At 55.3% G+C, this 21,806-nt stretch carries 19 protein-coding genes and 1 pseudogene; 4 read left to right on the top strand and 16 right to left on the bottom strand.

The features are described 5' to 3' along the window. Positions 1-9 precede the first annotated feature (9 nt). Positions 10-177: pseudogene (locus G4G71_RS19545) on the top strand (transcription elongation factor GreB); the annotation flags it as partial. 98 nt (positions 178-275) lie between these two features. On the opposite strand, the gene greB reads toward G4G71_RS19545, so the two are convergent. Both greB and G4G71_RS19555 read right to left on the bottom strand, forming a co-directional pair. Then, complete coding sequence (gene greB / locus G4G71_RS19550) at positions 276-743, bottom strand: transcription elongation factor GreB (RefSeq protein WP_169939614.1); 468 nt, start codon at positions 741-743, stop codon at positions 276-278. Positions 744-780: 37 nt separating this feature from the next. Continuing rightward, the gene (locus G4G71_RS19555) at positions 781-1,281 is read right to left on the bottom strand and encodes a hypothetical protein (RefSeq protein WP_169939615.1); all 501 of its coding nucleotides are present in this window, start codon (positions 1,279-1,281) and stop codon (positions 781-783) included. A gap of 191 nt (positions 1,282-1,472) precedes the next feature. Between G4G71_RS19555 and G4G71_RS19560 the strand changes: the two genes are divergently transcribed. The 3 genes from G4G71_RS19560 to G4G71_RS19570 are packed head-to-tail and all read left to right on the top strand — an operon-like array spanning position 1,473 to position 2,721. Continuing rightward, on the top strand, positions 1,473-1,967 hold the full coding sequence (locus G4G71_RS19560) for a hypothetical protein (RefSeq protein WP_169939616.1): 495 nt from the start codon (positions 1,473-1,475) through the stop codon (positions 1,965-1,967). After that, a complete protein-coding gene (locus tag G4G71_RS19565; RefSeq protein ID WP_169939617.1) occupies positions 1,964-2,371 on the top strand; it encodes a DUF6957 family protein in 408 nt (135 codons plus the stop codon). The genes G4G71_RS19560 and G4G71_RS19565 overlap by 4 nt, the downstream gene beginning before the upstream one ends. A 2-nt stretch (positions 2,372-2,373) precedes the next feature. Further along, positions 2,374-2,721 (top strand): helix-turn-helix domain-containing protein, encoded by a 348-nt coding sequence (locus tag G4G71_RS19570; RefSeq protein ID WP_169939618.1) that lies wholly within the window; start codon positions 2,374-2,376, stop codon positions 2,719-2,721. 306 nt (positions 2,722-3,027) lie between these two features. Here G4G71_RS19570 and G4G71_RS19575 read toward each other — a convergent pair whose 3' ends face one another. The 14 genes from G4G71_RS19575 to G4G71_RS19640 form a co-directional block, all read right to left on the bottom strand. After that, positions 3,028-5,184, bottom strand: coding sequence for a hypothetical protein (locus G4G71_RS19575; RefSeq protein ID WP_169939619.1), 2,157 nt, complete (start codon positions 5,182-5,184; stop codon positions 3,028-3,030). Continuing rightward, positions 5,181-6,365, bottom strand: a complete 1,185-nt coding sequence (locus tag G4G71_RS19580) for a hypothetical protein (protein WP_169939620.1) — start codon at positions 6,363-6,365, stop codon at positions 5,181-5,183. The genes G4G71_RS19575 and G4G71_RS19580 overlap by 4 nt, the downstream gene beginning before the upstream one ends. Before the next feature lie 63 nt (positions 6,366-6,428). Continuing rightward, positions 6,429-7,652: a hypothetical protein gene (locus G4G71_RS19585; protein ID WP_169939621.1), complete on the bottom strand. Its 1,224-nt coding sequence runs from the start codon at positions 7,650-7,652 to the stop codon at positions 6,429-6,431. Positions 7,653-7,816: 164 nt separating this feature from the next. Continuing rightward, positions 7,817-9,484, bottom strand: coding sequence for a DUF6119 family protein (locus G4G71_RS19590; RefSeq protein ID WP_169939622.1), 1,668 nt, complete (start codon positions 9,482-9,484; stop codon positions 7,817-7,819). 162 nt (positions 9,485-9,646) lie between these two features. Then, the gene (locus G4G71_RS19595) at positions 9,647-10,429 is read right to left on the bottom strand and encodes a cyclase family protein (protein ID WP_169939623.1); all 783 of its coding nucleotides are present in this window, start codon (positions 10,427-10,429) and stop codon (positions 9,647-9,649) included. Further along, positions 10,416-11,414, bottom strand: coding sequence for an NAD-dependent epimerase/dehydratase family protein (locus G4G71_RS19600; protein WP_169939624.1), 999 nt, complete (start codon positions 11,412-11,414; stop codon positions 10,416-10,418). The genes G4G71_RS19595 and G4G71_RS19600 overlap by 14 nt, the downstream gene beginning before the upstream one ends. Next, complete coding sequence (locus G4G71_RS19605; protein WP_169939625.1) at positions 11,405-12,397, bottom strand: fumarylacetoacetate hydrolase family protein; 993 nt, start codon at positions 12,395-12,397, stop codon at positions 11,405-11,407. The genes G4G71_RS19600 and G4G71_RS19605 overlap by 10 nt, the downstream gene beginning before the upstream one ends. Then, positions 12,394-12,966, bottom strand: coding sequence for a cupin domain-containing protein (locus G4G71_RS19610; protein ID WP_169939626.1), 573 nt, complete (start codon positions 12,964-12,966; stop codon positions 12,394-12,396). The genes G4G71_RS19605 and G4G71_RS19610 overlap by 4 nt, the downstream gene beginning before the upstream one ends. A gap of 11 nt (positions 12,967-12,977) precedes the next feature. Further along, on the bottom strand, positions 12,978-13,751 hold the full coding sequence (locus G4G71_RS19615) for an SDR family NAD(P)-dependent oxidoreductase (RefSeq protein WP_169939627.1): 774 nt from the start codon (positions 13,749-13,751) through the stop codon (positions 12,978-12,980). Then, positions 13,748-14,938: an MFS transporter gene (locus G4G71_RS19620; protein ID WP_169939628.1), complete on the bottom strand. Its 1,191-nt coding sequence runs from the start codon at positions 14,936-14,938 to the stop codon at positions 13,748-13,750. Before G4G71_RS19620 ends, G4G71_RS19615 begins: the two co-directional genes overlap by 4 nt. A gap of 150 nt (positions 14,939-15,088) precedes the next feature. Continuing rightward, positions 15,089-17,560 (bottom strand): efflux RND transporter permease subunit, encoded by a 2,472-nt coding sequence (locus G4G71_RS19625; protein WP_169939629.1) that lies wholly within the window; start codon positions 17,558-17,560, stop codon positions 15,089-15,091. A 3-nt stretch (positions 17,561-17,563) separates the two neighbouring features. Continuing rightward, the gene (locus G4G71_RS19630; RefSeq protein WP_169939630.1) at positions 17,564-18,622 is read right to left on the bottom strand and encodes a WD40/YVTN/BNR-like repeat-containing protein; all 1,059 of its coding nucleotides are present in this window, start codon (positions 18,620-18,622) and stop codon (positions 17,564-17,566) included. A gap of 62 nt (positions 18,623-18,684) precedes the next feature. Beyond that, positions 18,685-20,052, bottom strand: a complete 1,368-nt coding sequence (locus G4G71_RS19635; protein ID WP_169939631.1) for a DUF1329 domain-containing protein — start codon at positions 20,050-20,052, stop codon at positions 18,685-18,687. A 14-nt stretch (positions 20,053-20,066) separates the two neighbouring features. After that, entirely contained in the window at positions 20,067-21,749 is a 1,683-nt protein-coding gene (locus tag G4G71_RS19640) for a DUF1302 domain-containing protein (RefSeq protein ID WP_169939632.1), read from the bottom strand. Positions 21,750-21,806: the final 57 nt, after the last annotated feature.

Raw genomic sequence — 21,806 nt, forward strand, 5'->3', positions numbered from 1 at the left:
CTGGATGCCATGAGCCGCTATCGCCCGCCCCGCCCTGCCGGTACCCCGCTGATCACCCCCGAAGGTGAAGCCCGCCTGCGCGCCGAACTGCACGAACTGTGGAACGTGCGCCGCCCGCAGGTGACCCAGTCGGTCAGTGAGGCCGCCGCGCAAGGTGATCGCTCGGAGAACGCCGAGCGCAGTCAAGAACCCCATACTACATACTACTTCTGGCGGCACCCGCTAATCATGCACGCCTCAAAATAGTATGCGTACTCTAGAGGCCATACTATTCCCTAGTACGTAATTTCGTTCACCCACCACAAAATCTCACCTGATGGGGTCGGCACAATAGCCTCGTCTCCTACCTCTTTCTTCAGAAGCGCGCGTGCCATCGGCGAGTCGATCGAGATGTAGTCGTTCCGACCGTAGATCTCGTCGTAGCCCACGATCCTGAATTTCTTGATCTCGCCTGCCTCGTTCTCAACCTCGACCCAGGCTCCAAAGAAGACCTTTCCCTCCTGCTCGGGGGAGTACTCAATCACCCTCACGTCCTCAAGGCGCTTGCGTAGGTATCGCACCCGGCGATCAATCTCGCGAAGCAGCTTCTTGTTGTACTGGTAGTCGGCGTTCTCCGAGCGGTCACCGAGCGATGCAGCCCAGGTGACCTTCTTGGTCGTGTCAGGGCGTTTCTCGCGCCAGAGGTAGTCGAGCTCCTTTTTGAGAGCTTCGTGCCCTTCCTTCGTAATGATGTTGGTGCTCACGAAGAGATACCCCGTGTGATTCCTATACGGCCAGTTGCTAGACAGTCCCCAGGGTACCCTTGCTGGGCTCAGCAGGAGTTGCACCCTCGACGTCAGAAGCGCCCTGCTTCTTAGAAGAAGAACGCGCGCCTGGCTTCTTGGCTGGTGCCTTGGTGGCTGAAGTCTTCTTCAGCTTGCCTCTCTTATTTAGCCACTGCACGGCGTCAGCAACATCCTCTGCGCGATTACGCGCGTCCTTACCTACCCCTTCGCTTAGCGGCAAAGATGCAAGCCTCGTCACGTCGTTCTGGAGGCCCTCAATGAGGTCGTCAAATCCAACGTCCTCCATCTCGGTGTACATAGCTGCAACCAGAGTCAGCGGATGCAGACCTAGCACAGCGGCCATGCCACCGATTGTGTCGAGTGCGGCTAGCTTCTTACCGCGCTCAACGACAGACGCATAAGACAAGCTGACGACAGGCAGAAAGACCTGCTGAGGAATCCCCTGGATCAATCGAAGCCGACGCAGGCCCAGGCCGAATGCCTCTTTCTCGTTCATCTGATCACCCTCCTCAAAAACGAGGATGAAGACAGAATCAAATCCATCGCACCAGAATCTAAAACACCTCGCGCTTTAGCACCAATTACTCAAGAACATGGTGCCTTAGAAAATTTGCCTGTATTGTTCTGCTCTAAGCCCCGTACCACGCGGGTTTGACAATTTATAGCCTATGTTTCGGAGAGGCTCATATGTTTAAAACTCACGAAAGCATGTCCGTGCCAATCCTGAGCACTTTCAGCCATGAGCACAGCTTTTGGGCGATGGTTGAGCGCGATACGAAGACTCCCTGGTTCCACGTAACGCTGCGATTTCGGTCGGATGGCCACCTTGTGAGCAGGATCTACATGCCCGACACAGTTCAACTGCTGATGCAGCTTTTGGAGGGTGACACCGACTCGCTGTATGTCGAAGAGCTCCAGATCGTCACGCCAACCAAGGTGAACCAAAAGGGTCGGTGGCGGATGGATCCGCTGGCTCAGATCGAGCTCGCATTGGGAAGCGACGACGACGAGATCTTCATCTACACGACGGAGGATGGTCAGGTGTATGTCGATCCTCCTCAGAGCAAGCGATTCGACCATGCGATTGCTCAGCGCACGATGCTGTACTCCCTTGCCGAAGCGAAGAAGCTGGCGTCAGTAGCGTCTCTCCCCTCTCCGAAAAACAAAGGTGCTGACAAATGACCATCCCTGACGGTCTGTCCAAAATCAGCTCGATCATCTATGGCGATGGCACTCCTATGACCGGATGTCAGCTCAGCGATGAGGAGGCTATGCAGTGGGTTCGAGAACGCTACTCGAACATGGAGTACTGCCTAGTGCGCGAGTGGTGTTGGCTGGATATCGACGTTTCTGATGAAGCCCGGGATGGACTGAAGAAGCGGGCCTTGCAGCCCGTGGTTGTGTACGCGAACAACGTTGTTTACGACAGCAGGCGTCGGTGGGACACCGGCTCCTGGGTTAAGACCTCGCTCCTGCATCGATACGACGAGGGCGGAGCGTTCATGACGTTTAACAGCGTTTACGTGCTCCTAGGCGAAGGGACGCGTCAGACCACAACGCCTGAAGCTCTCAGAAGCCTCATTTAGCAATGAAGAAGCTTCGTACAGTGAAGGATCGAGCAGCGTTCTACGACGATCTGATTTCGAAGCTCTCCATAGGCGCTCCGGTCGATTTCGGGGCGACTGTCAGATTGCTGCGCAAAAAAGTGACGGGGATGAACCAGGAGGAGTTCGCGCTAGCGTGCAGGATCGATGTGGTCACACTGAAGAGGCTAGAGCGCAACCTGATGTCTCCTGACCTGGAGATGCTCGGAGACATCCTATACATCTTCGGGCTTCAGCTGACCATCATTCGGCAGGATCGTAACGCCTGGAGGTGGTCAGCCGTAGATCAGGAATTTATCAGGCGCCACACGCTAAAGAAGAAGGCTGAGTGATCCTGGCAATGGGCAAACGCGCTGGAAGATAAATGCGTAGCCCGCTCTTCGAGCGCGAAGTAAGCGAGCTCTGATTTGCCCGGGCCAAACCGCCTGAAGAACAGCCGCTTCGATAAAGTTAGCCACCGATGGCTATACCACGGAATAAATCTTCCAAGACCAGAACGATTTTCATTACCGAGAGAGGAACTGGCCGATTTCTTTAATCTCCAATAGCACTCAATCCAGCTGTACCCACCAGGCTGCTGCCCAACAGTCTGGTAGGTATTTTCACATTGGATATCGATGGTGCAACACCGTAAAGTGCTATGCCAACGACGCAATTCGATTCAGCAGAAAACGTACATCTGCAGGCAGCACGACATCTCTAAATTCATTAACTATGTCGCCCAAATTGGCTTTGGTGACTTGTAGGCGCTCAGACCACAATGCCATCAAGAACTCCAACGCAGCCTCGCCTTGATCCTCTTCACAGCTACGTATTACCGAAACCAGGACATCAGTCATTTTCTGACTAAAGTCACTGTCTATCGAGTAGTTCAACTCGATCGGCGAAGCTGCCCTCAAGAGACACGCTTGAATTACACCATCGTTGTATCTATCAAAGCACGCAGGACTAATAACTGTGGAGTGATAGATACTTGAGAGGCCATCCTCATCTGTCTTTGACCTTAAGTCATGTAGAATTGACTGAATTGTCCAGTAAACATCTGCCTGGCTAGCATCCACATCTGCCAACTGCAACTCTGACCAAAATGCAAATGTACTTCTTAATCTAAGTGCAGATCCTACGCTAGTTTTTAAGAATAGATCATTCGAGCCCTCTGCTCCTGCGGCAAGAGCCTCGAGCCTTTCATTTAAAGAAGTTGGTAATATCTCAGTTTGCCCGGATAGCTGATCATCAGCGAATTGGCTAAGCAGCCTTCTCTCAACATCCCATGCAGTTTCAGTAATAGATGCAATTCGGGGCATTGGGCACTCGTGCAGAACTATCAATGTGTGCCCACCGAGCTGCAGATCCTTACGCAACTGATCCAGCACTTCACGACTCTGAAGCTTCGAGAATCCAACGAGGTAGAGGATAGAGGAAGACTTAGCAATGCAGCGTAAGCGGCGAGAAGCATCCAATAGCTTTCGACCTGACGTAATGGCTCCCGCGACCACAACGACCGAAGCTGACTCACTAAGAGACTCAGGCGATACATCGGCAATACTACACCAGTCCACCCCATCTTCGCCGACAACCCCCATCAATTCTCCCATAAGGGCCTTCGATCCGGGATCATCTAGCGAAATCACGCGCCCAACATCATGGGAGAAATGCTTATTTACTACGCGCTTGAATTCATTCTTAAACGTGTCAGGCGCAGTCCCAAGAAACCCCTCGACATCTATATAGAAGTGCTCCTTAGAGTCAACACCCACATCTGAAACCTGGCTCCACTTCAACAGCCCCTTTACGGCAAAGTCCTTGAAGAACTCAGCACGATCTTTCGAAAAGTCCTTCTTCTTTATTACCAACTGACTATGACTTGGAGTTTCAGGTAGAAACTGGTCGCCCACAATCTTGATTAACCTCGAACCACGAGCACAATGCGAGCACTCCTCAGCCTTAGAAGACGAAACATCAGGAGGAATAGCACCAGTCACATTGTAAATACCAACCTGATCAGGCCCGAGCCTACTATAAAAAAGAGTAACGACCTGCTCATTCGTGAAATTTTTTGCATCCAATATCTTGGAAGCCAGACCACCACTTGTGGTTGCGGAAATCAACACTAAACTTTCTGGACTTTCAACAAAGTCATAGTCTTGATTCACTGCAGCATACGACTCATAACTCTCCACTAACGGCAGCCAGCCAACGTAGCGCTCAGACATTAGAACCGCCACACATACAAGATAAGAGATAGACGAGGTATCTACATAAATTCTTGTCGGACGAGAAGCAAGCAAAGGGAGTAGCGCTATCGCCAGGAAAGAAACCTCCTCACTCGCCACTAGCAAATTAGAAGCTCGTATGAAAGCATTACAATGATCAGAGGATGGCTTCAAAAAGTGGAAATTCGAAGTCGCAGATATCAAACCCTGCCTTCGCTTAAATACACTGAGCACTCCAGCATCGAGAATGGCTTGCTTCAGGGAAGTCGCAAGCGGAGCATCGGTTTGACAATACAATAACTCCCCGGACGCAGTAAAGAAAATCGGCTTTAGCTTCTCCGCGGGCTCACCAACAAATGAGTTAAACTCACTCGAAAAAGAAGAATCGCCCAGCAAATCGAGCAGATCGCTCTTTTTACGTTCAGAGCCAAGTACGTAAACCATGCACGGAAGCAGGTTAGTCTCGACATCTGATTTTACGGCCTTGATAATTTGATCTGCATTTACATCTGTCAAACACGACAGCAACAGAGCCGGCCTGGAATTACCGCAAGGAAAGCGAAATGCAAAACATTGGCTCATTGTTTTGCCTCCAGCGGTATCAATAGTGTAACTGAAGCCCCAGCTACAGGTTGCATCGAGGTTATCTGCGTTTGCGCCGGTGACTCTGTCACCCAATCGAAGAACTCACAAGGATCATCAGACACGTAAGGTTGTGCAACAAAATCTCTATACAGCGACAGCCGGCCACTACGAACCCGGATAAAACCTTTCAGTTTGGTCAAACGATCCATTACAACGGGTAAGCCATGCCCTTTACTGCTGCTCTCCGTAGAAGTCTGTCGAGCAGTGAAGCACTTCTTCAATATTAGATACTCATGACCTACGTCACCATCATTGAATGACTCAGACTTATCCGTACACCAGCGCTTATAATAACCATAGCCCGAGTCAACGATACTAATCTCAATAAACCGCCCCCTGTCCGCCAACCCTTCAAAGGATTTTAAATACAGAGAAAGACCCCGTTCATCGTGAGTCCGTTTATCCATCGCAGACTTCGACAGGTTTATTCCATTGGTGTAGATAACCCTCTGACCAGGCTTAATCCACTCGGTGCGAGGCGCAGATCTTGACCCGTGCTCGTGGCTATTCATGAAAAGCTCGAAGAACATCCTTCCTAGATGCGCCGTGCTATCTTGAGATAGGCGCTTAGCCCCGCCCATCACATCAATAGACCGCTCCACCATAGAGCAAATAACTGTTTCTATCTGAGCCATTTGCCTTGGCTGAGGCTTTTCATTTTTTGGGTGTATATAAAAATTCTTATCAAATCCTTTGGTACTATGATCAACAAAAGAAAACCAACATAGCGGCCCACGCTGCTGGCCAAACTTACTCTTACCTTGCTCCGCAACGACCTTACTCGCCGCCTCGTTTATTTGGGGACGCAAATCTATCGAACCTGCCGAATCACTGATTATTTGACCCCACATAGATGCGCACAGCCTATGCGGCTTACTTACTGAATCCCTAACCTGTTCCTCAGAACTTTGGCTTTTACCACCAACAACAAGCTGCCTATTTCTCCTCAGTCGGCCCCACGTATTTACCGCCTGGATTGCAGCAGCAATACCACCAAAGTGTGAATTATTGCTTTCCATCGGCAGATACAAAGGCTCCTCTGGATTGCCCCCGTCAAGCTTAGACATGAATTCTTCACAACTATCAATTGTCAAATCCGTGGGGAAACTCAACGCCATATTTACCTCGTAAAATTTCTTGAGATAGCTCGCTTGAGCATCGTCTGACAAACCCAATAAATTTCAATCTCGTATTGAGCATTGTGGTAGCGCCCCAATGACCTCGTCGAGCGTTGAGCGGTCTTTGTCGAGATGACGCACTCCAATCCATGTCAGCGCGATCTGGTTATCTCCGATTCGGACAGTGTCGCTGACTCCCAGTAGCCTAAGGATCTCCAGCCCCCTTACCTCGTCAACCTCCATATTGTCGTCTGGCAGAGGCTCCCAGTTCTTCAATGCTTCCTCTGCCTCCTGGTGCGTCTCATAGAGGTCGAGAGTGCGAACCCACCAGTAGTCGTCGTACTCATGAATGACATCCGGGCAACCGTCCGAGAAGATCGCAAACACTCGGCGGGTAGAAAGGGCTTCGACGTCAGGATGGTTGTCTCCGCGCCTTAGAATCCAGGCACCATTTGGCCCACGAGCACTGAGATGCGGAACCAACACCAGCTGAAACGTGGTTGCATCGCCCTCGAAGCAACTCACCTCAAGGTGGGGGCGTCCGAGGCGAACTATCGCTCCCCCGCAACGCATCTCTGAATTGGAGTCTCGTGACCACTCTCCCCAAGGCTCTTTCTCCTTCATCAGTCGGCAAAGAGGCGCCATGAGCTCCTGAGATTTCTTACCGAGATTTATGAATTGACGCCTTTCCGACTCTGGCATTTCTTCATCCCGAAGAGGCTCGAGGATCTCGCCCTCGAAGGAGACAAACTCACTCTTAAGGACACCCCGCTGAATAAGCTCAGCGACCTCGACCATCTCTCCGCCGTAGCAGCGCAGTTGCTCGCCACGCAGTGGAACGCAGTCTGTCTCGCGGGCAGCCCGGCCGGCAGTTGGATCAATCTGAATGGAGTCGAGTGCTCCCTTCCAATCGCATCCCTTACCAGACCAAACCAGAACAGCATCTGGAAACGCCACCCCTGAAGAGTTCTCACCTGGTGAGCCGCGGTAATAACGCACCAAGGGAAGCGTGCCAAAGAAGCCCCTGGTGATCACCCTATCGCTCGGAACCCAGCCATCTCGGGAGCTGTAATCCATCACGAGATCGAGATCACCGCACTCCAAAGCACCGCGTGCATACGATCCGACGACCCAGATCGATGACACTGCGATAGTTGGAGACTGCTTCCCCCCTAGCGGATCGACATGCTCGACCACTCGCTCGGAAACCTCATCCAACCTGGAGCAAATTCGCTCGAGCTTTTTCCTAAACGATGCCCTTGGGTACCGCTTCTCTGTAGCGACCATGTTCATCCTTTGAACAATGCATGGGTTGAGGTAGCTGTCGCGGTGCAGCGCGATGAGTTGGCTAAGAAGCGCTTTCGTCGGTAGAACGTTTCTTGAGTTTCAGAATGAAGCTACCCGCTTCCTCCTCAATCTCAAGCACATCGCCCAGGCTCCACCCCATCTGCTTACTCGTCGACTTCTTGCGCAGCGACCTCACCAGCAGGCTTCTGAATAATCTCCAGCGCCATAGGGAGATCGAGCTGCTCGAGGCGATCCGCTGCGGCTTGTAGGCTGACTTTACTGAAAAACGGTATGCCTATGCTGCCGTCCTTATAGGGCTTGCGCATGATCCCATAGACAACGGTGTACTCTGCACGAGCGACTCTCCCATGGATAGCTGGTAGCAGGGGCAGCGAGCCTGGGCGACGTTGATTCACCTCCCTCCGCAGCTTCTTCCTGAACTCCGAATCGCTGACCAATGCCTCCGCGCTGACGATGCCTTGCGCCCAGAGGTGACTAATCGGCCCAGAAGAGTGGCCATCTTTTAGATGGATGAACTCCTTCGCCTCCGACAGGAAATCGCAAGGTTCAATGTTCGCATTCCTCACACCGCCTGGGTTGATCTTCACCTGATCCAGGCAGAGCAGATCAGGGCGAGTCTCCTCCAAGTGGGCGATCAGCTCCCGCTCGTTGTTACAGGTAGTTGGCCCGATGATCACGACCTTAGGAATCTGCTCGTACCGCGCCTCAATCTGCTCCTTGAAACTCTGCTCGATACGGTACCAATTGCCGGAGAAGAGGACGTAGCTGCTCTCCTGACCGCTATCCTCCAAGGTCGTCTCGAATGTGAAGCACTGGTAAACCTTCCAGCCCACGTTGAAGGTCTCAGAGGTTCCTGTCTTGGCTTTGATGTAGTGCTTTTCGCGAACCTCATCAATCCCACCCCTGAAGTCGCAGCGATTCAACTCCGCCACGTAGTCTTCGATGGAAAGACTGTGGAACGTAGCGCCACTGCCGCCAAAGCCGTTGTAGTGAAGGAGGCAGCCCTCTTCGTAATCCACCACTTCGGGAGGCGCCATATGCAAGTCGCTTTCACCGCCGGCGCGAAGAGTCTGCAGGGCCTCAAAAAGACGATCGTTCAGAACCTGAATCGTGTCGTTGTCCCTGACCGACTGCATATTGTCGACCCAAGCGAAGTCTTCCTTGTAGGCTTCGGAGACGTAGGCATCGAGGATCTCTTCGCACTTGTCCTGCAAGCCAACTGAGCTGACCCGGCAAGTGATAGAGAGACTGTCACGACCGGCCAGGAACTTCGCGAAGTCGCTATTGGAGGGAGTTCCTCCAGCAACGCGGGCCAGGTCGCGAAGCATGTCGACACCAAAGTCTTGGATGTCGCTGTCCTTGCTTGCCTGCACACGTTTCTGAAAAGTGACCGCATCTGGGGTGGCCAAATCGAGTGTTCGGATGCCGTCTCGCGGAACCGAATTCAGAGTCACTTTGAGACCAAAATGGCGCTCGAAGGCTTCCTCATCGAGCGCAATATGAATGTGCCCAAAACAGATCGCCATTGTGCGGCCACGTACTGGGAGAACTAAAACAGCCCCTGCCCCGCTGGAGATGATTTCATCGGGGTGTTCCACCATGTGCTCTTCAATAAAGGGAAGCCACGACGGGGGCTTTGTATAGAGCTGGCCTACAAACAGCAACGCGTCGTCAATGCTCGTCCAGCTGTACTGTCGAATCGAGCCCTTCCCACCATCAGGTGCGTAGGCGATCTTGAGAACAGAATCTGGCGCCCGCCCCTCCTTCAAAAGGCGTACGGAAAGCGTCCTTGTCGTCTCCTGGTTGGGCATCGCGTCTCTCCATGAGCAAAACACGTCCTACCAACACGCTAACCGAGTATAGCCATCCTCCAAACCGGCAGACTTTGCCTTATAGCCCGCCAACAGCAACTCGCACAGCTGGGTTGCTATACGTGGGAGGAAGGCTCGGTTCTATTAACCGAGCCGACCGACTCACTCAAACAAGGCCACGGCGCGCACGAACCCTGCGGAAGCGTGACGGATCTTGTAAGGGAAGCACGATACCCAGAACCCACTGGCAGGAAGCTGGTCGAGGTTTGCCAGTTTTTCCATCTGTCCGTAACCGATATCGCGACCGGCCTTGTGCCCTTCCCAAATGATCGACGCATCACCTGATTCAGCGAATCGCTCACGCGTGTATTTGAAGGGCGCGTCCCAGCTCCAGGCGTCGGTACCGACAACTCGTACTCCACGCTCCAGCAGATAGAGAGTCGCTTCGCGCCCCATTCCTACGCCAGCATCAAGGTAGCCGGGTTGCCCAAAGAGGCTGCCGGCTCGCGTGTTGATCATCACGATTTCCAGTGGTTTGAGCTCGTGACCGATGCGCTGCAACTCCGCTTCTACCTCAGCGGCAGTCACTACATGGCCGTCGGGGAACCCCCGGAAATCCAGCTTTACACCAGGTTGAAGGCACCACTCCAGCGGCAGCTCATCAATACCAAATGCAGGCTTACCGCCGTCAGTGGTGGAGGCGTAGTGCCAAGGCGCATCCATGTGGGTTCCACTGTGCGTGGTGATGGAAAGGCGCTCAGCCGCCCAGGACTCATCACCCGGCAGATCTTCCTTGCGAAGACCAGGGAACATCGCAGCCATCTCTGGCCAGCCTTCCTGGTGATCCATGTAATCGATCTTGGGCAACAGCGGCGGCGGATCCGTGTACGGATTGTTGTCGAGAGAAACCGACAGATCGAGCATGCGGCACTTACTGAGATTCATTGGTAGCAACTCCTGTCTTGGAGGTGGTCGAGCGACTGCGACGGGGGGCGGCTGGTAGTGAGTTCCGCAACAGGGCCGCGGCGGAGCCGTCATGACAGAAACCGATAGCCCGGGCTCGAGGCGTTCTAAGTTGCGGTTGACGACCGAACAAGCCTTCCAACTGAGCGTCAGGCTTGAATTCAATCTGCTCTCCATTGGCCTCGCCGAAGCGCACAGCCAACGCATCTAGAAGCTGAGCGATCGAAAGCTGCAGCACCGGAAGCTGCCAGACTCGTTCTTCCGTCAGATTCTTGAGCTCAGCTGCATGCAGAAGGTTGTCCACGCAGCATCGCGCAGACATCCACCACGCCGTTGCCTGAGGCGAAACAGGACAGGCGTAGGCATCTCCTGCGGCATATGCATGCATCAGGTCGCTCATGAACGCCGACTTCAATCCGTTTGGCTCTCGCGGACGGGCGACAATGCCAGGAAGCCGAAGCGCACGACCATCGACCTCTCCCCTCCTGGCCAAGTCCTCAATAGCGATTTCGATCATGCGCTTGTGAGCAGCATAAGAAAGCTGCGGGCGTGAGGGCTGACACTCATCCATACGGGCAGGGAGCTCTCCGCCATACACGGCGACACTGCTCGCATAAACCAAAACAGGCGGTCGATCGCTGCTCCGCAATTGATGCAGCAGCTCAAGGCTGGCCTGGAGGTTCACTTGATAACCTAGCTCGTAGTTAGCCTCAGCTGCCCCGCCAGGGATGCTCACCAAGTGGAACACTACATCAACGCCATCAGCGAGTGCCCGACGTAGCAAGGCAGGATCGGTGACACTGCCGTAATGGCGACGCAGTCGAGAGTCATCGGGAAAGCCGTCCAGCTTTTGGTCAAGAAGCAATAGAGCATCGATCTTGCGCCCTCGAATCACTCCTTGGCTGAGCAAGCGCGAGACGAGTTCACGACCGACAAACCCATTGGCGCCGGTGACCATCACGCGCATGGCCAGCCTCCTTGCACCACACGCTGATCAATGGCTCCAAAGAGTACTTCTCCCTGCGGGCCGCGGGCCTCCATGCGCACTCTGTCGCCAAAGCGCATGAAGCCAGTGGTGGGGGCACCATCAGCAATGGTCTCGATTGCGCGTCGTTCGGCGATGCATGCAGACCCTACGGAACGATCGGCGTTTGACACAGTTCCCGAGCCAATCATTGTTCCAGCGCTCAGTTTGCGAGTCAGGGCAGCATGAGCAATCAGCTGATGGAAGCCGAAGTGCATAGCACCACCATGCGGGTGACCAAACCACTCCCCGTTCCACTCGACGTTCAACGGGAGATGTACCCTTCCCCCTCGCCAGGCTTCCCCCAGTTCATCAGGGGTGACTGCTACTGGAGCAAAGCTGCTGGATGGCTTAGCTTGAAGGAAGCCAAAGCCAGTCCTCATCTCACGTGGCGCGAGCGCTCGCAGACTTACATCATTGAGTTGCAGCACAAGACGTACATGCCCCAGTGCTTCTTCTGCCGGGCAGCCCATGGGAACCTCATCCAAAAGGACAGCAAACTCCCCTTCGAAATCGATGCCATGGGCTTCGGTTGGAAGCGGGATGTCTGCGCGAGGGCCGATGAAATCGTCGCCAGCTCCCTGGTAGATCAGCGGCGTGCTCTCGATGCCCTCAATGGGCTCCAGGTTGAATGCTTTCTGCATTAGCTCCCCGTGGCTAAGGAAGCACGAACCGTCCAACCATTGCCAGGCACGAGGTAGTGGAGCCGCAAGTCGATCAATCGATAGAGCAAAGGCACCAGCGACCTCCCCTGCGTTCAGACGCCGGTAAAGATTCTCAAGATCGGCTTCTACAAGATCCCAGCTATCAAGCGCGGCCTGTAGAGTGGCAGCAATGCCGCTGGCATCGACTGCGTATTGGAGATTGCGGGAAACTACGAGCAGGCAACCATCGTGACTTCCATCATTCAGCGTAGCGAGCTTCATGGCAGCAACTCCTTCAGGTCAGGTGCGTAACGTCCGTCAAGCAGGATGAACACCATCCGAGCCATTTCCTCGGTACGGTTACTCCAGGCATGGTTAGTTCCGCGCTGGACAACAATGTCACCCCGTTTTAGATGCACCTCTTCCTCATCAAGCACGAGCCAGACCTCGCCTTCGGTCACGATGCCGTAATCGAGCGTTTCGGTGCGGTGCATGAGTTTGTGCTTCGAGTCCGTCTTGCCCGTACCGGCGTGCGACTCACCAATTTCTGCAAATGCTGCTGCAGCATCCTCAGCGCTGACTTGGTTCTGAACGCTGTCTGGCGGAATGTCGACCACCCGAATCACACTTCCCAAATGCCCAGGGCTCAGCTGCAGCGGCTGGGAAGTCGGATCATCTGCGTTATCCAAAGGAGCTGGCGAGGTGGGGCTATTCCAAACCTCATAAAAGATGGTTCCCGGGATGGCTTTGAGTGGGAAGTTATTTGGGGTAGCACCGCTGCTCGCGGTCACTGCCTGGCCTTTCGAGTCATGGCCAGTAACTACGCGTTTGAAGGTGGGAAGCTGCTGCATGTTGTCTCCTATCAATTGCCATCGCCGATGGTGGTACCGCCATCAACAATGATGTTCTGTCCGCTAATGAATGCGCCTCCTGGGGCCGCGAGCAGGACGGCCAAAGCAGCCACCTCCTCCGGGCAGCCGAAACGACGCAGCGGTGTAAGCGCTATTCGACGCTTTACGATTTCAGGGTTGTCTGTGAGGGGGCGTGCGAACTCGGTTTCAATGACGCCGGGACTAATTGCGTTCACGCGGATGTTGCTAGGCCCCCACTCGACAGCCAGATTGCGGGCGAGCTGGGCGAGGCCGGCTTTTGAGATTCCATATAGCCCTAGCGCTTTGTTCCCGCGCCCCCCAGCGATACTCGACATCAGAACAACGCTGCCACCGCCCTGCTCTGCCATTGCAGGCAACAGCCGATTCGTGAGCCACACTGTGCTTCGCAAATTCACAGTAAAAGTGAGTTCCCACTCTTCATCAGTAGCGGTGGTTAGCGGGCCCATGTGGGGCGCTACGCCGGCGTTACAGACCAAAATGTCGATATGCCCAAACAGCTCCAGCGATCCGTTTGCGAGGTCTGCAACTGACTGCTCATAACGTAGATCTGCTGCCAGCGAGTGAGCCTTGATGCCTTCACTCGCCAAACTCGCAGCTACCTCTCTACACGCGTCGGCGTCCTCGCTGCTGATGATGACTTCTGCTCCGGCGCGGCCCAGTTCCCGAGCAACCGCGAGGCCGATGCCACGAGTTGCGCCAGTAACCAGGGCAGTTTTCCCAGAGAGAGAAAACAGATCGCTCATGCGGCACCTGGTGCGAAAGACTTTTGGCTTCGGCGCAAAAGAACAAAACAAATGGGGGCCAGTACGAGCTGTGCAATTGCGAACTGCAGAAGTGCCATTGGCAGACCTGCGTGATCTCCGCCTGTGAGGGCTAAGACAATCAGAGGGCTTAGAAACTCACCTGCAAAAATTGCGGCGGTAAAGCCCCCTGTCGCACGACCCCGTTGGGTGAAGTCGACCTCTTGCATCACTTGGGTAATCAGCGTCGGCAACAGCAGGCCAACACCAATCCCGTTGACCAAGACGGCCACCACCATCAAAGCCTGGTCTCCTGCCTGACTCATCAGCACCCCGCCTACACCTGCTATCGCAAATCCGATTGCCAGAAGACGTGGAGTGGAAAGCCCAGAAAGGATGTGGAAGACCAAAGCACCGGCCAACACGCCAAGCTGGTTCGCCCCCATCGTGATACCAATTTGCTGCGGGGCATCCACATGGATCAGGTTGAGCAGGTAACCCGCTTGCACCGGCACAATGAAAAGACTGGCACCTGCGAGCAAACTCAGTAGGTAGAGCGGGAGCAACGATGCCCATGGGAAATTCGATGTTTCAGGAATGGAGTGCGCTGCTTTAGCTTCTGCAGGCTCCCACAACAGTTTTGCCATAAGGGGAAGGCAAATAAGCCCCACGGCGTAAACCATAAACGGAGCACGCCAACCTGCCTCCCCTAACGACCCTCCAACTGCCATGAACAAGGCCGCAGAAAGGGAGCTGGCAACCATTTGAAGCGCGAACAAACGCTCGCGTCGCTCACCCTCAAAATAATCGCCTATCAGGGTGGTGCAGCAAGTCATGATCCCTGCCTCGGCGAGCCCAAGACCCGCACGACTGGCCACTATCAGTGGCAAGGAGTCGAGCACCAATGGCAACGTTCCGCAGATCGTATAGATCAGCATGCTGATCAGAAGCAGAGCCCTGCGTCCGAATCGGTCAACTAATGCACCGGCAATAGGAGCCACGAGTGCGATCATCAAAGCCGGAATGGTCAGCGCAACGGGAACAAGCACTGTTGCACCAGGCGAGTCTAAGAAATGAGCCTGCAGGCGAGGCAGTACCGGAGCGATTAATACTGCACCGAGTACCGGCAGGCAGCTGCCAAAAAGCAGCAAAAGAGATTGAGCTGTCCCCGCCTTGCGCTCATTGCTCATGGCGCACCTCCTCCGGCAAGCAGACACAAGCACCAAAACAGGCAAGACCATTAGCTAGTTCGTTAAAAAAAGCGGGCAGCAGGCAGGTGAAGCGGGCCATTTAGATGTCCTCGTTTTTGTCGTTATGTTGCGGACGTTCTGCCCCCTGGATTACGCCAGGGGAGCAGCTGCGTGGGACTTACAGCAATTGCGGTCGTGGTGAACCTCTTCGAGGTTGTGCGGCACAGAGGCGGTAGCTGCCGTTGTTTCGACAGCACGTCTGGGAAGGAGGAAATAAGCCAATGCCGGCAGCAGAACCAAGGCGCCAACCATGTTCCAGACGAACATGAAGGCCAGCAGAACGCCCATGTCCGCCTGGAACTTAATGGGAGAGAAGATCCAGGTACCAACCCCAATTGCGAGGGTCACGCCGGTGAGCATCACTACCTTTCCGGTGAAAAGCAGAGCTCGGTAATAAGCCTCGGATAGACTCGCCCCTTGGCGCAGTTGGGCCAGAACGATGCTCATCACATAGAGGGCATAGTCGACGCCAATACCCACCCCTAGAGCGATCACCGGGAGCGTCGCAACCTTTACTCCCATCCCTAAAGCGACCATCAAGGCTTCGCAAAGAATCGAAGTGAGCACGAGCGGAAGTACAGCGCAGAGCACTGCACGCCAGGAGCGGAAGGTTACTAGGCACAGCAGAATTACCGCCCCATAGACCCACCACAGCATGTCGCGGTTGGCCTGCTTCACGACAATGTTGGTGGCTGCCTCGATACCGGCGCTACCTGCAGCTAGCAGGAATTTAGCGTGCTCGGTGTCATTAGCTGTCGCGAATCCCTCAACACTTTCGACGACCCGAGTAAGAGTGTCGGCCTTGTGATCTTTGAGATAGGCGTAGAGGGTCAACAGACTGCAGTCATCGTTATAGAGACCACGCGGCGCTCCGGCTGTAACCATGTTCAGAGTCGCCTGGTTGTTTACCAACTCGTACCACTTGGGGTTGCCTTCAGAAAGGCCGACCAGAACTCGACGATTCAGCAACGCCAAAGAGTTGGTCGAATCAACACCCTCCAAACCACGGAGCTGCCAGTCAAGATCGTCTACACGTTTCAGCGTGCTGTAGGCTGAGCATTCACCTGCCGGCGTTTTCACCATTACGGCAAACACGTCACTGCTTGCTCCGTAGTGCTGAGTGATGAAGCCGTTGTCACGGTTGTAGCGAGAGTCCGGACGAAGCTCAGGTGCGCCGGCATCCAGATCGCCAACCTTCAGTTTGAGACTGACGGCGTACCCACCAGCAGCCATGAGAGCTGCCACGATCACGCATACAGTGGCCCAGCGCTTGCGGGTGAACAGATCAAGGAAACGCCAAACTGCATGCTTCTCTTCGCCGCTAGCTTCAGCCTCTTCAGCGCGAAGGCTGCGGCGAGCAGCTCGCTGGCTCACACCGACATAGGAAAGCAGTACCGGGAGCAAGATGAGGTTGGTGAAGATGAGGACTGCAACGCCCAGACTGGCGATCACTGCCAGATCCTGAATAACCTGGATCTTGATGATCATCAGCACCGCAAAGCCAACGGCATCGCACAGCAGAGCGGTCAGGCCTGCAAGGAACAGTCGACGGAAAGTGAAACGTGCGGCAACCAGGCGATGCATGCCACGTCCGACGTCCTGCATGATGCCGTTCATCTTCTGGGCGCCATGGCTCATTCCGATCGCAAACACCAGGAACGGAACCAGGACGGAGTACGGATCAAGCTCGTATCCAAGCAACGGCAGCAGGCCGAGCTGCCAGATCACCGCGACAAGTGAGCAAGTCACTACTAGGAAGGTGCTGCGCACACAGCGGGTGTACCAGTACAGCACCGCAGCAGTGATGGCGATGGCAGCCGCGAAGAAGATCAGGATTTGCTTCAGGCCATCAATCAGATCGCCAACAACCTTCGCAAAACCGGTGATGTGGATCTCAACACCTTGCGCTTGATAGGTGGCTCGTACCTTCTCGAGCTCATGTGCGAAGACGGTGTAATCAAGCGGCTGACCGTCGGGAGTTCGCTCCAGCAACGGTACATAAACGATTGTGGAGCGCTGATCGAACGCCACCAACTGACCAATCTCGTTGGAACGTTCCACGTTTCGTTTCAGGGCCTCGAGACTAGCAGCACCGCCATCATAGCCATCGGGAATCACCGGGCCGCCTTCCAACCCTTCTTCCGTTACTCCTGTCCAGCGAGTGGAAGGAGTCCACAGGGACTTCATTGCAGCACGGTCGACACCCGGCAGCAGATAAACCTCATCGTTGATCTGCTGCAGGGTGTGCAGGTAATTCTTGTCGTAAATGCTGCCGCTCGGGTTTGCCACGGCAATTCGCACCGCATTTCCCAAGCCCGCCAGCTCCTGGCGATGCTCCAGGTAATTGACGATGAATGGATGCTCACGGGGAATCATCTTCTCGAAACTGGCATTGAGCGTAAGGCGCGTCGCTTGCCAGCCAAGGAGCAAGGTCGCCGCAAGACACAGCAGAAGAACCAGGGCGCGATGGTTGAACAGAGCACGCTCAAGCACGGAGCCTGAAGTGCTGTCGAAATTGTCGAGACTACCGGTGGACGGCGTCGGGGAGGTCTGTACTTGCATGGCTCAGTCCGCGGTCTTGGTATTGGAGGAAGGTGCCAGTCGACGGGCGCCGGCCATACCAACGGCAACTAATGCGCCGTCGGCAGCTTGGGTGGCAGCCGCCAAGGGGAGCCCATCGGATACGGGGACTGGCTGGAGGCGAATATCGGTAAGCCCGCTTCGCAGGAGCATGCCGGCCTGATTGACCAGGAACAGGTGATCGCCAACAACACGAATTGCGTTGAGAGAAGCCGGGATCGGGTTTTCGACAGGCTGGAATGTGGCGCCACTATCGACAGACGAGAAAAGCTTGCCTCGCAGCCCTCCCACCAACACACGGCGATCCGGCAAGATGGCAGCAGCAAAGTAGCTGCCCTCATAAGGCCCCTCGACTGAGTCGAATTTCAGGCCGCCGTCGGACGAATGCAGCAGTAGTCCCTGCTCCCCAGCAATGATGATCTCGTCGCCACTGCGAGCCATCGCATAGAGATGAAGACCTCTGGGATTGGGTACTTCACCCATCCACGACCGCCAGGTTTTTCCTCCGTCCTCGGTAATCATCGCCAAGCCATATGCCCCGAGAACGACACCACGTAGCGCATCGACGAAGTTCACGACCAACAGAGGCTTGTCGGCGCCGTCTGCAGTAAGTCGTTGGGCAGCAGCTATTCGACCAGAGTCCCCAGATGCCTGTGCAGCCTTCAACTCCAGAGCGGCCGCCTGCTTCCCATCAAGCTGCAAATGCCAGCTTTCGCCGCCGTCACTACTGTGAAGAACGACACCGGAATGACCGACAGCCCAGCCATCCTTTGCATCGACGAATTGCACGCTGGTCAGAGTGGCACTAACTGGGCTCGCAGCCTGGCGCCATTGCTGGCCACCATCATCAGATAGCAGCACCACCCCGCGTTCGCCGACAGCCACCAGCCGTGAACCGGCTTGACTGATATCCAAAAGCACTGCCTGCAGGGACTGAGCCCCAAGCACAGCAGGCTGGGAGAGGACATCCATCGTATCCGCCGCCCAGGCAGGCGACAGGGTGCAACTTGCTGCCAGCAGCAAGCCGGAGACTATCTTCTTCATCGCACGCAACCTTTCTTTGTTCTTATGTAAAGCAGGTGGGGCTCACGCCCCACCGAGATCGATCAACGAACGCCTTCGCCAGCCATTGCATCGGCGGTAAACACCGAATCCTTGTACGGCGGAACGATGCGGTATTGCTCGCTCTTGCCAGCAAAGACGTCGCCTACGAACCAAGCCCCAGAGAGCAGGTCGTAGAAGCCAGTGGTGAGCGACGCAGTACCCGGCAGGTCGGGCAGAACAACGGGCGAAGTCCAAAGGACTTTTGCGAGCTGACCGCGGGCGTCGTAACGGTCACCCAGGACTGCAGTCCAGGTGTCCTCGTCGAGGTAGTAGGTGCTTTTCGGCATTACGTGTCGCGCACCACTTTTCAGCGTGGCCTCAACCACCCACACACGGTGTAGTTCCCAGCGAACAGCGTCAGCCTTCATGTGGTGCGAATCGAGCAGAGCTTCCGGACTAGCAGCAGTGAACACGCGGTTGGAGTTGTAGGGGATGTACATCTCCTTCTTACCCACCAGCTTCCAGTCGAAACGATCAATACGGCCGTTGAAGACGTAGAGTTCGTCGAAGCTCATTACGCCAGCGGTCGCAGGTGTCGGCGTATCACAGCAAGCGTTGGGCAGACGACGCACCCGACGCTGCCCCGGCAGATAAGTCCAGGCAGCAGTCTTCTCAGCATTGAGGTTTTCAAGACCGGTAATGCCTTCGCCGGCGCGCAGCGGCGGGCCATCGTTGGTCATACGGATCGACCAGAACACACCCTTGTCGCTATTGAAGTTCGGGAGGTACCAGGGCATTTGCAGATCTGCGCGGGAGTCGTTGGTAAGCACATGCTTGCCATCCGCAGTGGTGAGGTACTGGGTGAAGCTCGCGTGCCAGGACGCGCCGCGCCACCGCAGAAGGTGGTTCCAGATCGCCTCTGCGCCGTTTTGCGGAATCGGGAACGGAATGCCGCCAGCAGCACCTTCCGGCATCGCGCCACCAGGGCCCTCTACCAGCTTGCCGCTGGTCGCGTTGGCGAAGGTCGCGTCGTACACCGCCTGGGGCGCAGCGGCGCTACGATGCGTCGGATACACAACGACCTTGTAGCTGCCCGGGTACTTTTTCAGCATGGCTTGCGTGCCAGCAGACAGCTTGTCAGCGTACTGAGCCATGTTCTGAGCTGTGATGGTCAGAACTGCCTGATCAGCTGCGTACGGATCACTACGCTTCCCACCATCCTTGTAGGAGGGGTCTGCCTGGGTTAGGCCACCCTTCCATTCGGGAATGCTGCCGTCCGCGTTTCCGGCTCGTTCGGCGCCAAACGGGGTAAGCGTCGATTTCAACTTGGCGGCTTCATCAGCCGATACGGCTCCCATCGCTCCGTGTGCAAAGAACAGCGAGGCGCTCAAGGCAGTGAGCAGGGAAACAAACTTCTTGTTGTGTTTCATCGAAGGTTCCTCGGTCAGAACGTACGGCTGACGGTGAAGGCGATGAAGTCGCGGTCTTTGAGCGACTGTTCGAAGGTGTAGTGGTTGTCTGCGTCCAGGAAGGTGTTCTCCGGGCCGTAGTAGTGCGTGTAGGTCAGGCCCAGGTTCCAGGTATTCAGGTAGTTACCCTTCAGGCCGATGTTGATATCGCCGCCGTGATCGGCGCCAAAACCTGTACCCAGTGCCTCGGAGGCGCCATTGGTGTAGCTGGCACCGATCGGTACGGACAGATCCAGGCCCGGCAGGAACTGGCGGTACATGGGCTCGTAAACCAAGCGCAGGCTGGTAGCGTCGCGATCTGCATTCGGGTCGAGAGCATCATGGTTCTTGCTAACGCTCATGACTCGGTTCCAAGCGATCTCACCCAGGAAATTGGCTTCCGGTGCGATGAAGCTCGGCTCAAGGCTCGACAGCCACGACAGGTTCGCGTGCAGAGTGCGACCAGTCGCGTAAACAGGGTCATCGTCGTTGTTGATCGCTTCACCCGGAGCCAAAGCGTGCTGGCTGGTAGATGCCAACGGCTGGTTCCAACGAGTGGAAAGCTCACCTGCAACGTTGAAATTACCCAGAGTGGTAGAGAAGCTCGCCCCGAGAGCCTCGATCCCCTCCGGGTAAACCCAGTAGTACTCACCCGCCTTACCAGTCATAGGATTAAGGTGCGCGAAGTCCGGGCGAACATTCAGCTGCGGGTTCTTGTCGTGGAAGCGGATGGCGTAGACGCCCCAATCCACGGTCTCAGTCCGCCAACGAACCTGCAGACCACCTTGACCGGAGTCCTTCGCCTCTTTGTCGTTGCCGTGATAGAACGCCAACGGTTGAGCACCTGGGAACAGCGGTGCACCGATGAACATGCGTTCGTTGCCATCGCCAAAGGTGTCCGAGGTGGAGAAGTAGCTACCGGCGGCCGGCAGGCGGTTAGCTTCCCACTCGAACTGGTAGTAGGCGGCGACCGAGACGTCAGGGGTGATCTGCAGCTGCCCAGAGATCTGCTGTACCGGACGAATGAGTTCTTTGAACTGGGTGTTCGGTACAGACAGGCCTTTGACCACGTCGATCGGGGCCATACCGCCGGCGATGCCGTTCATGCCATAGAAGAGACTTTCCCCCCATTGCATTGCGTACTGCCCAACGCGACCCGAAGCTTGCATGTCGCCAATGTCGGTCTTGCCGAAAATGAAGGCATCCAGCAGCTCACCTTTTCGACCATGCAAGGTACGGGTGTCATCGGTGAACTCGTCGTAGTCCACGGAGTAGCTGTTGGCGCGTGAAGGGTCGTTGTTGTCAGTGCCCTTGTTATAAACGTCGTCGTACCATGCTGCACCGCTCAGACGGGCGCCTACGTTGTTGTAGGTGATGTCCAGCTCGGAAAGCAGATCCAGACGATTGGAAATCAGGCCCTTATCGAAGTTGCGGTCACCGTCGTCCTGGTTGAGAGCAGTTTGCCCCTCAGTCAGTTTGTCGCTCTGATCTTTTGTGCGCCAAGCAGCGCTGTACTTCAGAGTGTTATCCCAGCGGGCGCGAAGATCAGGATTCCCAGTGTCGAATTCGAAAGCATGGGCGTCAGGCACCCCGGCGGTTATAGCCAGGATCGAGATAGCGAAAGCCAGAGGCTTGAGCGGCGGCAACGGCCGCGCGGGTGCACGCTTGCTAGACAGCATTTAAGTCACCTCAATTATTGTTTTTGTAAGTCAGTGTTGGCTTGCAATCAGGCGCGC

The sequence above is a fragment of the Pseudomonas multiresinivorans genome, assembly GCF_012971725.1.
In the GTDB taxonomy this organism is placed as follows: Bacteria; Pseudomonadota; Gammaproteobacteria; order Pseudomonadales; family Pseudomonadaceae; genus Pseudomonas; species Pseudomonas multiresinivorans.